Annotated in this window: 13 protein-coding genes; 7 read left to right on the plus strand and 6 right to left on the minus strand. The window is 43.8% G+C overall.

Annotated features, from left to right (window positions below; translation table 11 throughout):
* Window positions 1–26 precede the first annotated feature (26 nt).
* The 4 genes from trpA to aroF all read left to right on the plus strand — a co-directional run bounded on the left by trpA (window position 27) and on the right by aroF (window position 4,454).
* Complete coding sequence (trpA, locus tag HCR01_RS03575; RefSeq protein WP_193194589.1) at window positions 27–854, plus strand: tryptophan synthase subunit alpha; 828 nt, start codon at window positions 27–29, stop codon at window positions 852–854.
* 145 nt (window positions 855–999) lie between these two features.
* Window positions 1,000–2,229, plus strand: coding sequence for a tryptophan synthase subunit beta (gene trpB / locus HCR01_RS03580; protein ID WP_193194591.1), 1,230 nt, complete (start codon window positions 1,000–1,002; stop codon window positions 2,227–2,229).
* A 26-nt stretch (window positions 2,230–2,255) separates the two neighbouring features.
* A complete protein-coding gene (trpD, locus tag HCR01_RS03585; RefSeq protein WP_193194593.1) occupies window positions 2,256–3,356 on the plus strand; it encodes an anthranilate phosphoribosyltransferase in 1,101 nt (366 codons plus the stop codon).
* A 33-nt stretch (window positions 3,357–3,389) separates the two neighbouring features.
* On the plus strand, window positions 3,390–4,454 hold the full coding sequence (gene aroF, locus HCR01_RS03590) for a 3-deoxy-7-phosphoheptulonate synthase (protein WP_193194595.1): 1,065 nt from the start codon (window positions 3,390–3,392) through the stop codon (window positions 4,452–4,454).
* A 55-nt stretch (window positions 4,455–4,509) separates the two neighbouring features.
* Here the strand turns inward: aroF and HCR01_RS03595 are convergent, their stop codons facing one another.
* Both HCR01_RS03595 and HCR01_RS03600 read right to left on the minus strand, forming a co-directional pair.
* Complete coding sequence (locus HCR01_RS03595; protein WP_193194597.1) at window positions 4,510–4,869, minus strand: VOC family protein; 360 nt, start codon at window positions 4,867–4,869, stop codon at window positions 4,510–4,512.
* 304 nt (window positions 4,870–5,173) lie between these two features.
* Window positions 5,174–5,863 (minus strand): class I SAM-dependent methyltransferase, encoded by a 690-nt coding sequence (locus tag HCR01_RS03600; protein WP_193194599.1) that lies wholly within the window; start codon window positions 5,861–5,863, stop codon window positions 5,174–5,176.
* A gap of 227 nt (window positions 5,864–6,090) precedes the next feature.
* Between HCR01_RS03600 and HCR01_RS03605 the strand changes: the two genes are divergently transcribed.
* Window positions 6,091–6,897 (plus strand): basic amino acid ABC transporter substrate-binding protein, encoded by an 807-nt coding sequence (locus HCR01_RS03605; RefSeq protein WP_193194601.1) that lies wholly within the window; start codon window positions 6,091–6,093, stop codon window positions 6,895–6,897.
* An 82-nt stretch (window positions 6,898–6,979) separates the two neighbouring features.
* Here the strand turns inward: HCR01_RS03605 and HCR01_RS03610 are convergent, their stop codons facing one another.
* Window positions 6,980–7,528, minus strand: a complete 549-nt coding sequence (locus HCR01_RS03610; protein ID WP_193194603.1) for an NUDIX hydrolase — start codon at window positions 7,526–7,528, stop codon at window positions 6,980–6,982.
* An 81-nt stretch (window positions 7,529–7,609) separates the two neighbouring features.
* Entirely contained in the window at window positions 7,610–8,098 is a 489-nt protein-coding gene (gene folK, locus HCR01_RS03615; protein ID WP_193194605.1) for a 2-amino-4-hydroxy-6-hydroxymethyldihydropteridine diphosphokinase, read from the minus strand.
* Window positions 8,099–8,363: 265 nt separating this feature from the next.
* Here folK and HCR01_RS03620 point away from each other — a divergent pair, with 265 nt between their 5' ends.
* Window positions 8,364–10,754, plus strand: coding sequence for a transglycosylase domain-containing protein (locus HCR01_RS03620; protein ID WP_193194607.1), 2,391 nt, complete (start codon window positions 8,364–8,366; stop codon window positions 10,752–10,754).
* Window positions 10,755–11,058: 304 nt separating this feature from the next.
* Complete coding sequence (psb35, locus tag HCR01_RS03625; protein WP_162394614.1) at window positions 11,059–11,286, plus strand: photosystem II assembly protein Psb35; 228 nt, start codon at window positions 11,059–11,061, stop codon at window positions 11,284–11,286.
* Between the two features lie 55 nt (window positions 11,287–11,341).
* Here the strand turns inward: psb35 and HCR01_RS03630 are convergent, their stop codons facing one another.
* Both HCR01_RS03630 and HCR01_RS03635 read right to left on the minus strand, forming a co-directional pair.
* Window positions 11,342–11,764, minus strand: coding sequence for a TerB family tellurite resistance protein (locus tag HCR01_RS03630; RefSeq protein WP_193194609.1), 423 nt, complete (start codon window positions 11,762–11,764; stop codon window positions 11,342–11,344).
* A gap of 57 nt (window positions 11,765–11,821) precedes the next feature.
* Window positions 11,822–13,168, minus strand: coding sequence for a 16S rRNA (cytosine(967)-C(5))-methyltransferase (locus tag HCR01_RS03635; RefSeq protein WP_193194611.1), 1,347 nt, complete (start codon window positions 13,166–13,168; stop codon window positions 11,822–11,824).
* Window positions 13,169–13,279: the final 111 nt, after the last annotated feature.

The following is a 13,279-nucleotide window of genomic DNA, read 5'->3' on the forward strand; positions in this document are numbered from 1 at the left end:
TAACAAACCATTAACTATTTTTCAGAATGACTTCTATCTCCGATTACTTTCAAACTTTACGCGATCGCAAACAGTGTGCTTTGATTCCTTTTATCACAGCTGGCGATCCTAATTTAGAAACCACTGCCGAAGCTTTACGCATCTTAGATCGCAATGGTGCTGACTTCATTGAGTTGGGTATTCCCTACTCCGATCCTTTGGCAGATGGGCCTGTGATTCAAGCCGCAGCAACTCGCGCCTTACAAAAAGGGACAAAATTAGAGCAAGTGCTAGAGATGTTACAAGATGTGATTCCTAGCTTGAAAGCACCGATAATTTTATTTACCTACTACAATCCAATTTTGCACCGGGGTATTAAGCCGTTTTTAGCATCTATTGCTACTGCTGGAGCGCGAGGATTAGTAGTACCAGATTTACCCTTAGAAGAGGCGGAAGAATTAATACATACTGCTGCTGCTTTTGGAATTGAAGTAATTTTACTCGTAGCTCCTACTAGTTCTCAGGATAGAATCGAAGCGATCGCTCGTCAATCTCAAGGATTTATCTACCTGGTGAGCGTAACAGGTGTTACGGGTATGCGTTCTCAACTCCAAGAACGCGTAAAGCATTTAGTAAAGGATTTGCGGAGTGTCACCGATAAACCTATTGGTGTTGGCTTTGGTATTTCAGATCCAGAACAAGCATATCAAGTAATGGAATGGGGTGCAGATGCGGTGATTGTTGGTAGTGCCTTTGTCAAACGCTTAGCTGAAGGTAGCCCAATTCAAGGACTACAAGCTATAGAACAACTTTGTAAAGAACTTAAAGTTGCAATTACCCCTGCATCTTTGCAACAGGTTGGTTCCGCTAAGTAAAAAAGCGCGACGCTGCTGAATTGACGTATAAACTCTTTCTACCTTTGCGTTTTTGCGTGAGCTTTTTATATAGAGAAGAGTAACGAACCGCCAAGACGCGAAGAGAGCCAAGAAAAGATATTTGAACATAAGAGGATTTTAAACTGTGGTAAGTATACAAGACATCAATACTGCAAGTGTGCATCCCGACTCTTTGGGCAGATTTGGCAGATTCGGTGGAAAGTACGTTCCAGAAACCTTAATGCCTGCATTGAGCGAGTTGGAAACTGCATTTGAGCAATATCGCGATGAGGCGAGTTTCCAAGCTGAACTGCAAAATTTACTCCGGGATTATGTAGGTCGTCCCAGTCCTTTATATTTTGCTGAACGTCTGACAACACACTATGCTAGACCAGATGGCACGGGAGCGCAGATTTATTTAAAGCGTGAAGATTTAAATCATACAGGCGCTCACAAGATTAATAATGCTTTGGCTCAGGTGTTGCTAGCCAAGCGTATGGGCAAGCAGCGGATTATTGCAGAGACGGGTGCTGGTCAACATGGGGTTGCTACTGCAACTGTGTGTGCGCGGTTTGGTTTAGACTGCGTAATTTACATGGGTATCCACGACATGGAACGGCAAGCCCTGAATGTGTTTCGGATGAAGCTGATGGGGGCAGAAGTTCGTCCAGTTGAGGCGGGGACGGGAACTCTCAAGGATGCAACCTCTGAGGCAATTCGGGACTGGGTGACAAATGTGGAAACAACTCATTATATCCTGGGTTCTGTTGCTGGGCCTCATCCATACCCGATGATTGTGCGTGATTTCCATGCGGTAATCGGTAAAGAAACTCGCTCTCAATGCCAAGAAAAATGGGGAGGACTACCAGATATTCTTCTGGCTTGTGTTGGCGGCGGTTCCAATGCGATCGGATTGTTCCATGAGTTTGTGCATGAAGCATCTGTGCGTCTGGTTGGGGTCGAGGCTGCGGGTGAAGGTGTGAATACAGAAAAGCACGCTGCAACCTTGACAAAAGGACGAATAGGTGTATTGCACGGTGCAATGAGCTATTTACTGCAAGATGATGACGGTCAAGTAGTTGAGGCACATTCGATTAGTGCAGGGCTGGACTATCCTGGCGTTGGGCCTGAGCATAGTTATTTAAAGGATCTTGGTCGTGCTGAATATTACAGCGTAACTGATAAACAGGCGCTAGAAGCATTTCAAAGACTTTCACGGCTAGAAGGGATTATCCCAGCTTTAGAAACCGCTCATGCGATCGCCTATCTAGAAACCCTCTGTCCTCAGCTTGATGGTAGTCCCCGCATTGTCATCAATTGCTCTGGTAGAGGTGACAAGGATGTGCAAACTGTGGCGAAAGTCATTAGTCATTAGTCGTTTGTCATTTGTGATTGATTAATATGACAGTTGTAACTCAAACTCTACCTGATAAAATTCCAGTCACGCTTGATTCCTACGATTGGTCAGCTATATTACAACAATTGCTTGATCGGCGATCGCTCTCTACTTTTCAAGCTGGGGATCTGATGCAAGGTTGGCTCAAAGATGCCATTCCTCCTGTATTATCAGGAGCAATCTTAACAGCTATTCAAGCCAAAGGCGTATCCGCAGAAGAATTAGTTGGCATGGCTAGCGTTTTGCAAGCTCAAGGTTTAGGGACTGGGAAAGAGCCTTCTCAATCCCTAACTCCTCTAATTGATACCTGCGGAACTGGCGGAGATGGAGCTTCAACCTTTAATATTTCTACTGCTGTTGCTTTTGTCGCCGCAGCAGCAGGGGTAAAAGTTGCTAAACACGGCAATCGTTCCGCATCTAGTAAGGCTGGTTCTGCGGATGTGTTGGAAGCTTTGGGTATAAATCTCAACGCTAGTCCTGAGAAAGTGCAAGCGGCTGTAGGGGAAGTTGGAATCACCTTTTTGTTTGCCCCAGGCTGGCATCCGGCACTGAAAGCAGTTGCCGCTTTACGGAAAACTTTGAAAGTGCGTACTATTTTTAACCTGCTTGGCCCGCTAGTCAATCCAATGCGACCAACAGGGCAAATTATCGGTGTGAACGACCCACTTTTACTAGAGGCGATCGCTCAAGCTTTATCACAATTAGGATGTCGCCAAGCGATCGCACTCCACGGACGAGAAAGGTTAGATGAGGCTGGTTTAGCAGATGTTACTGACTTGGCTGTGCTTCAACAAGAGAAGGTGCGTTGCATCACACTGAATCCTCAAGAACTGGGCTTAAATTCTGCACCGACTGAGGCGTTAAGGGGTGGAGATGTCCAAGAAAATGCCGAAATTTTGAAGGCTGTTCTCCAAGGTAAAGGCACTCAAGCACAACAGGATGTGGTTGCTTTAAATACAGCTTTAGCGTTTCAAGTCAGTGAAGCCACTGATGAGGAAACGGATATCTTGGCAGGTTGTGTTAAAGGTATTGCCCTGGCTCAAGAAATTCTGCAAAGTGGCGCGGCTTGGGCGAAGTTAGAACAGCTTGCCGAGTTTTTGCACTAACTGCTAACTAATCAAACTATACAGGAAAAGAAAATGATTGTAGTACTTAAGAGCGGTACACCTATTGACGAAGTTACTCGGCTGAGCAAAGAACTGAGTGATGCTTGGGGAGTAAAAGTAGAAAAAAGTGTCGGCAAGCATAAAGTTGTCTTGGGAATGATTGGCGAAACTGCAACCCTTGATCGTTTGCAAATTCAGAAGTTTAGTCCTTGGATTGAGGAAGTCTTGCGCGTGGAGAAACCTTTCAAGCGGGTTAGTCGAGAATTCCGGCATGGAGAAGCCAGCGAGGTTGTTGTACCCACACCTAATGGTCGTGTTTACTTCGGCGAGCATCATCCTTTGGTGGTAGTGGCTGGGCCTTGCTCTGTCGAGAACGAAGAGATGATTGTGGAGACAGCAAAGCGGGTTAAAGCAGCAGGAGCAAAGTTTCTGCGTGGGGGAGCCTACAAACCTCGGACTTCACCTTATGCGTTTCAAGGACATGGTGAGAGTGCTTTGGATTTATTGGCAGCAGCGCGTGAAGTTACAGGTTTGGGTATCATCACAGAAGTTATGGATACTGCCGACTTAACAGCAGTGGCGAGAGTAGCTGATGTGATCCAAGTGGGAGCGCGAAATATGCATAACTTCTCGTTGTTAAAAAAGGTCGGCGCTCAAGATAAACCTGTGCTGCTCAAGCGCGGCATGTCTGCCACAATTGACGAGTGGCTGATGGCAGCAGAATATATCCTGGCATCAGGAAATCCAAATGTGATTCTTTGTGAACGGGGAATTAGAACCTTCGATGGCAAATATGCTCGCAATACTCTAGATTTATCAGTACTTCCAGTATTGCGATCGCTCACTCACTTACCAATTATGATTGATCCTAGTCATGGTACAGGTAGATCTGAATATGTTCCACCGATGGCTATGGCCGCGATCGCCGCTGGTACAGATGCTCTAATGATTGAGGTTCACCCCAATCCAGCTAGAGCACTATCTGACGGCCCTCAATCTTTAACTCCTGAGAAATTTGACCGCTTGATGCAGGAAATGTCCATAATTGGGCAAGTTGTTGGACGTTGGCCTCAACCTGCTTTAGTTACTTCTGTTTAGAAGCTCAGATTCCTTTAGATTCCCGACTTCTCTAAGAGTCGGGAATCTTGTTGTATTAACCAAACTCCACATATTCAATAATTGTTCCATCAGGATGTATCGCTCGCATATTGGCTCCAGTAGGGACTTGATTCGGTTCCGCCAGTATTACTGCACCCTGCTCAGTAAGTGCTTCCCTAAAGTCATTGAGTGAGTCAACGAGAAATGTTGCTTGTGTACTCTTGAATGGAGAGAGTGCCTCAGCCGAACCAGCAATTAAAAGAATAGAACCCACACCCGCGAGTTCCAACCCAGTCTCGGAATATTCAAACCACAACCAGCAGGCTTCTGTAAAGAGGTTTTCGTAGAAAGCGATCGCGTCATCCAAGTCTGTTGGATTGAGATAAACTCTGGTGAGGACTTTAAGAATTTGCATTGCAACCTGTCTATTTAGACAGCTATTGTATTTTAGCTTGCTTAATTGGCAATCATAGGTTACTAAGATTGATCAAGAAATAGCCTATCTTCAATTTGAAAAAGGGCTTTAACTCTCTGTTCACTTAGCTTCAAACAACGTTACTCTTTCTCAATTAAAATGCATTTCCTTTCTACACCTTTAGCTCTACATCAGTCATCTGTATCGCTATAACTAATATATATACATGATTAAGCATCAGTACCTAGCTTGAGCAAGGCGTCATAAAAAATAGCTAGACTCAGATTCTCCTAATACAGTCAGCCTAAATCTTCTTTCCGTGTGCATAGATAAAATAGTTATCTGTGACTTTCACATCAGCCTCAAACCTTGCTTTATTTAGCTTATATTGCAGTTCATCAGGTTGATAAAAAATCTTGACAATCTGGAACTCCTGATCATTATTTAACTTGCGGCTTTTATATATATTCCCATCATCTTCAAGTATATGATTCTTAGCCGTGGATGTAGGTTCAAAACGAGAGTCAATAATAAACACTTGTCCACCAACGCGAACAGATTGATAAACTTTCGTCAAAAATGAATCGAGTAATTGTGGCGGCACATGAGAAAGCCAAAAGGCAAAGAACATCAAATCATATTCGGTGTCAGGCTGCCATTTAAATAAATCAGTTAAGTAATATTTCACACTCGGTGAAGCTAACTTAAAGCGATTAATCGCAAGTACTTCTTCAGAAGCATCGATCACAGTAATTTTCTTGCCGATGTTTAAAAGTTCTTGTGTCCAGATACCTGTACCACTGGCTAACTCTAAAATATCATCTACTGCTCCAACTTGATATAATGCACTTTTAACAATGGCTACTTCGTTAAACCAGCGTTGATTAGTTTCTTCGCCGCGATCATAGCGTCCTATCCTATAGAACCACTGATCATATTCATTTGCTCTAGCGCGATAATACTCAATTTGTTGTTGAAGAATTTCATCCGTCATTCTGTATCTTGTCTGATTGAATTTAGATTTGGTGTAGCCATAACTTTTAACACATGGACTTGCGGTATGCAGTTTTAGTGACTAAGAGTATTCTTATTGCTAGGTATTTAGGTTTTTCCTTGCTATTTCATACCCAAAACTTGAGAGTAGCTAAAACTGCTAAAATGCTCCCTGTGCTTTGAGCCATAACTCGGAGAGTAGCTAAAGAAACTCAAACAATCAAGACTATGGCGGAATTGATCAACTTCAAATGGCAGCAGTTAATTCTGAGCTTAGGCTGTTTGTTACTAATTATTGCTTGTAACAGTTCTTATCGCAATATAAACCCAGGTGTTAAGCTTCTAAAGGTGGCTACAGATCCTACCTTTGTCCCTTTTGAAATCCAAACGACTAACGGTAATCTAGAAGGTTTTGATATTGACCTGATGAATGCGATTGCTAAAGTAGCAAAGTTTGCTGTTGAGTTTGAAAGCCTGCCTTTTGATGGTATGATCTCAAGTCTGCAAGCTCACAGAGTCGATGCAGCAATTAGCGGCATCACAATTACCGCTCAACGCCTCAAGACAATTTCTTTTTCACGACCTTATTTTAAAGCCGGACTGGCGATCGCTGTTCGCCAAGATAACCAAGATATTAAAGACTTCAACAGTCTCAAGGGCAAAAAAATTGCTGTCCAAATTGGTTCAACTGGGGCAGATTTTGCTAAAACTATTCCCAATGCCAAAATTAGTACGTTCAATTCTGGCCCAGATTTTTTCCAAGACTTGCTTAATGGTCATGTCGATGCTGTAGTTAGCGATGCTTTCGCTACTTTGTATGCAATTAAAAATGGTAAGCTCAAAGGCATCAAAGTTGTAGATAATCTGCTCACAGAAGAATACTACGGCATTGCTACACCAAAAAATTCACCTTATCTAGATGTAATTAACGAAGGTATAGCTACCTTATTATCCAATGGCACTTACAGGCAAATTTATCAAAAATGGTTTGATGCCGAACCTCCGCAATTGCCAGATTCTTTGGACAGGAGTTAAGGTCAAAGGTCAAAAGTCAAGAGTTATCATTCTTACTACTCCAAAAACGCTGGCGATCGCTAACTCTGACAGCATATTGACATCATACTAAAAATGGACGTGCTAGAAAAAAGCTAGAAATTGATTTAGCATCTACTGGCTCACCCTCAAGAATCGCTTTCTCTAACTCTTCAGGAGTTAAAAACACAGTTTCGATGTCCTCGTCTCCGTCTTGTTCTGGTGGTGTCTCGAGCTTTTCTAAATCTTGAGCGAGAAAAGCATAGATAATCTCATCCGAATAACCGGGGGCCAGAAAAAATTCTCCTAGTTTGCGCCATTTTTGGGCGCTATAACCAGTTTCTTCCTGAATTTCACGCTGCACTGTTTCTAGGGGGTTTTCATTAGTTTCTACAGTACCAGCAGGAAACTCTAATAGTCTTCCCTGAACTGCAAAACGATATTGGCGCACAAGTACAAGTTTACCCTCTGGCGTCACAGGTACAGCTAAAGCGCCACCGGGGTGACGAATACACTCCCATTCACCCTCTGCTTTATTGGGTAAACGCAAGCGATTGACTTCAAAATCAAACTTGCGTCCTTTATAGAACAAGCGCTGCTTTAAAAGTTGTGGTAATTCTCTACCTAATGGCATAGTAAAATCTGATTATCTTTAGGAGTAATGAGCGACGGCTTCCGCTGTTCAGACTTCTCTCTACTTTTAAGGATGGTAATTTTAATTGCCCATTAATAAATGTACATCAGAACAGTCTACCTGTTTTATCAGTTCTTTAATTACACACCCGGAAACTGGCTCTACCCAATCTGGGGCAATTTCTGCTAGTGGTACTAATACAAAAGCTCGCTCCCGCATTCGAGGATGAGGAATTTGGAGGTTTGGCGTCTGCAAAATTAAGTCATCATACAATAACAAATCCAAATCCAAAGTTCTCGGCCCCCAACGTTCTTGACGAACACGTCCAAATCTTTGTTCAATCCCTAACAAAGTTTCTAGCAACTGCTGGGGTGAAATCTCAACTTGCAAGATGACACAGCCGTTTAAGTAATCTGGCTGTGGTGGGCCGACGGCTTTGGTTCTATACCAATGAGATCTGGCTTCTAAGAAAATACCTGGTATTTGAGCTAAAGTCTCTATAGCTGCTTCTAAGGTTGCCTGGGATTCGCCCAGATTACTACCAAGAGCGAATGCAGTTCGCGATCGCATTACCCTAGATCCCACTTTCAGGATTTCCTTGCGGACACTTGCCCCTACATATTACAGAAACTTTTAAGCTTTTGATATTCCGAACAATTATTAAAATTGGTATTTTTATTTACAAAAATAAATTCACGAAACCTAAAAAACATTATTTTTATAGTCAATTTAGTTCATTATTTATAGGATAGTATACTAACACAAACGTAGTACGCTAACCCCAGGCTTCTCTGATGGCGGTTAGGTCTTAACTACTTTGAGGGGAGAAACTGACGTGGCCAAGCTGACCTCCTGGTTCAAGCGCAGACCAGCTAATTTGAGTCACTCTGACCAGGAGCAACCGCGATTGCTGCCTGATAATCATCATGAAGAGGAATCCACAAATGAGAGCTTACCACCAAAACATCTGGTGCGGGCGAGGCAGTTACTCAGCCAAATGAAAAGCTTATCATCTGGGATAAAAGATAGACTGGCAGTGGGCGATAAACCGCTTTATCGTCACATTTGGTTTTGGGCAGGCTTGGGCATAGGTGGTGGGATAGTTGCCGTTATCTACGGTATTAGTTCAGTAGATCGAACTTTACCAGATAAAGCTGAACTAAACGCCGTAATTCGAGAGCAAACACTGACTATCAAAGCAGCCAATGGCAATATATTACAACAACAAGGCGAAGCGACCAGAGAACAGCTAAAGCTAGAGCAAATACCAGATAACCTGGAAAAAGCCTTTATTGCCTCAGAAGACAGAAGATTCCAGCAACACAATGGAGTTGATCCTCAAGGGATTGTCAGAGCTGTTTTGAATAATTTGCGATCACAGAATGTAGTAGAAGGTGGTAGCACCATCACTCAACAGCTAGCGCGAATTCTTTTCCTCAAACAAGAGCGGACAATCTGGCGCAAACTCAAAGAAGTGCGTCTGGCACAGAAAATGGAGCAAGAATCAACCAAAGACCAGATTCTAGAGCGTTACCTGAATCTAGTTTATTTGGGAGGTGGAGCTTACGGTGTGGCAGATGCAGCATGGGTGTACTTCAGTAAATCGCCAGACCAACTTTCTCTAGCAGAAATGGCAACCATTGCCGGATTAGCTCCCGCTCCCAGCTCATACTCCCCAGACAAAAATCCTGAAGCTGCCAAACAACGGCGAAATCTAGTATTGCAGCGAATGCAAGAAGATGGAGTGATTACAGCAGCCCAAAGGCAAGCAGCTGCTCAAGAACCACTCACCTTAAAAAGCAGTATGCCCAAGCGGCTGCAAGTAGAATCACCCTACTTTACCAGCTATATTCAAAAAGAATTGCCGAAGTACGTTTCTGCCGATGTACTCGCAGGTGGAGGTTTAGTAGTGGAAACTACCCTAAACCAAGATTGGCAAAAGGTAGCAGAAGAAGCAGTTGCCAAAACCCTGCGAAATCAAGGCCGTTGGGAGAACTTTAAACAAGGTGCAATGGTTGCCATTGACCCCCGCAACGGCGAAATTCAGGCAATGGTTGGCGGAAAAGACTTTGGTAAAAATCAGTTTAATCGAGTTACTCAGGCACAACGTCAACCAGGATCGACATTCAAAGGGTTTGTATATGCTACAGCGATCGCGATCGGCAAAAACCCCTACGACAGCTACCTAGATGCACCCTATGTAGTAGATGACTATGAACCCAAAAATTACGGTGAAACCTTCCGGGGCTGGATGAGTATGCGGGATGCCCTCACCCGTTCCATCAACATAATTGCGGTGAAGGTGTTGATTGATGTCGGATTTGAGCCAACCATTAAACTTGCCCGTGATATGGGGATTAAATCTGAACTCAAGCCCACCTACTCCCTAGCTCTTGGCTCGAATGAAGTGAATCTGCTAGAGTTAACCAGCGCTTACGGCAGTTTTGCCACTCAAGGATTGCACACAGAAGTTCATGGTATTCGCCGTATCCTCAACCGCCAAGGCAAGGTGATCTGGTCATCCGATTTCAAGTCCAAACGGGCCCTTGATGCTGATAGTACCGCCATTATGACCTGGATGCTACGCAACGTTGTGCAAGCGGGCACTGGTGGTGCTGCTCAATTAAATGATAGACCCGTTGCTGGGAAAACAGGTACTTCTGATGAAGCCCGTGATTTGTGGTTTATTGGCTACATTCCCCAACTGGTAACAGGGGTTTGGCTAGGTAACGATGACAACCGCCCCACGTATGGCAGCAGTGGTAGCGCTGCTTACACCTGGCACGAGTTTATGGAAAAAGCGGTAGAAGGGATGCCAGTAGAAAAATTCCCCGAACGACCCAAATTAGAAGGACGCAAAGGCACTATCAAAGCGCAGCGGATCAAGCCCGGACGAGTGCTTAATCGCCCTCTTTCCTCTGATGAATCAGAAAAAGTCAGCTCTGACGATAGCGGCTCATCTAGGAGGCGAAGAAGCAGAAGGAGGTATTCACAAGAAGCGCAACAATCAAATGATGATACTCCAAGACGTAGACGGCGGCGCGATCGCACTGAAGAGGCAAGTTCTAGTAATTCTACTTCAGAATCCTCTAGTTCACGGCGACGATCTAGACGAGTAGAATCAGATTCTTTGCCACCTCGAAGAACTCGGCGATCATTATCCCCGAACAACACAGGATCGCAACAGTCTTCTTGGCGAGATAGACTCAGACCTCCTCAAGAGTGAGGGGAGTAAGGGAATGGGAGCAATACGTTTCGGTTAAGGGGGAAAGGGGAAAGGCTCAAATTTCCCCCTTGCTCTTTAACCTTTTTCTAGGTAATAACGAAGCTAAGAAGTATTTATAACGAAAAGTATTAAGAGTGGGAGAGTGAAGGAGTGGAAGATAATTTTGAAAACTCCCCCTCTTGTCTTCCCCTCCTTTGGATTAATGCAATATCTACCTATTTGCTCAAACTTGGGGAGGATGTTAAGTGATATTCTCGTTTTATAGTGTCTTAACAAGTGTTATCTAACGCAGGAGAATATACTCATGCATTTATTTATGCAAACAGCAGCGGATGCTGCCGCCAATGCCCCGCATTTTCCCTATGCTTTTACCTTGGTCTATGTCGTTGGTTTTATTGCTGCTGTAACCATTGGTTCAATTGCTTGGTATAACTCAAAACGCCCCGCAGGTTGGGAAAGCAAAGAGCGTCCTGACTTTGTACCTAAGGTTGAAAAAGAAGAGACTCCGGGTCTGGGAGAACCGAAGTCATAATTTAGTCATTAGTCATTAGTCATTAGTCATTAGACTATAGACTTTTGACTATGATTTAGTTTTGAACTTCAACCCAACGACGGTAAAGCTTTTGAATTTGCTTGAGAAGCACTGTATAAGCTGGTTGAGTTGACTCATTAGCCTTCGCTAAATCCTGTAATTTCGTCAGAAGTCTTGCTTCTTCTGTCGCTACTTCTCCATCGCTGTAAATTAATCCGCTGATGGCTTCAATTAAGTTTTCACAATCTTCAAGGCTGGGGCGATCGCCTAGATACTCCGCTACCCAGTCATAGCACTCTTGTGGCTGTACCGGAACTAATTCGTATAGCCAAGGCTTAATTTCTGGATCGGTAGCCAAACCTTTTGCTTGGGCTATTTCGCGCAGATATTGCCGTTCTTCTGGTTGGATTCTGCCATCAATCCAAGCAGCTCCTATTAAGATTTTAACTAAGTTTTTCACATTAGACTGAGTAACCATTGCTGCCTCCTCTGGTAGATTCGGGCCTCAATCAAATAGTACAATCCCAAGCAGTATTCATTCGTAATTATTGGTTTTTCTTAAGCGCACCATAAAGAAGCCATCCATGTCCTGTTGCTGAGGCCAGACTTTAAACCAACCTTGAGGTGTGGTATAAGCATAAAGTAAATCAACATTGGGAGACTCAATTTGCCAACCAGGTGACTCAGCTAAAAATTCTGAAATAACTTCTTCGTTTTCTGCTGGATGCAGTGTACAGGTGGCATAAACAAGTACACCACCATGTTTGATAAAAGTCGATGTATGTGATATGAGTTCTCTCTGGAGCATCGAAAGTTCCTGGACAGATTTTGGAGTCTGTCGCCAACGAGCATCAGCATGACGGTGCAGGGTTCCCAAACCAGAGCATGGAGCATCAAGTAATACGCGGTCTGCGATGTTCTGAAACTGAGTGAAGTGGCGGCTATCACCAGTGCAAACTTGTATAGATTGCAAATTCAGCCGTTGAGAATTTTCTTGGAGTTTACGAAGCCGAGAGGGAGTGCGATCGCAAGCCCAAATTTGCCCTTTATCTGCCATTAACTCAGCTAAGTGAGTTGTTTTACCCCCTGGTGCAGCACAAGCATCAATTACTATTTCACCTGGTTGAGGATCGAGCAAATGGCCCACTAATTGAGCGCTACTATCTTGTACAGTCCACCAACCCTCGTTGAAGCCAGGTAGTTTTTGAATTGGCCCAGAACTACCAATCAATCTTAACGCTTGAGGCAACTTGGATCGCCGTACTAAAACACCAGCAGATTGCAAAGCCGCCTCAACTTCCTCAATTGAAGTGCGAAGCGGGTTGATTCGTAAGTCAATTGTTGGTGACTGGTTCATCCATTCACATAGTTGTTCTGTCTGTGTGAAACCTAGTTGTTCAAACCATACTTGAATAATCCAGTCAGGAAAGCTGTGTAAAATGCCCAAGCGTTCCACGGGGTTTTCTGGAAGTTGTAGAGGATCTCCTCCTCTGTGTTCTACAAGACGGATATACTGCCGCAATAAACCATTCACAAAACCTGCAAGTCCAGAAAAACGGTTTTCTTTAGCTAGTTGGACAGTAGTATTTACAGCCGCAGAATCGGGAATACGCTCTTGATAGCGTAATTGGTATAAGCCTAGATGTAAGATAGTGCGGAGGTCTGGATGTTGTTGATGAGATTTCTTGTTAGCGATTTGGTCGATCAGGGTATCAAGGGTGCGTTGCCTCCTGACAGTGCCATAAACTAATTCTGTCACTAGACGGCGATCGCTATCTTGCAAATTAGCTTTTTGCAGCACTCTGTCTAAGGCAACATCAGCATAAGCCCCCTTGTGAACGTCTCGCAAGGCGATAAAAGCTAGTTGACGGGTATTTGTCATGAAAATATTATACCTAGCTTGAACATTGAGCATTCGGCATAGAGATTTTCATCTTTTGTTGTGAGTGCAACTCACGGCGTCTCTTGCAAAACTTTTTGCTGTGTTTATCTG

Origin of the sequence: Nostoc sp. MG11 (assembly GCF_014904695.1) — a bacterium.
Classification (GTDB): Bacteria; Cyanobacteriota; Cyanobacteriia; order Cyanobacteriales; family Nostocaceae; genus Komarekiella.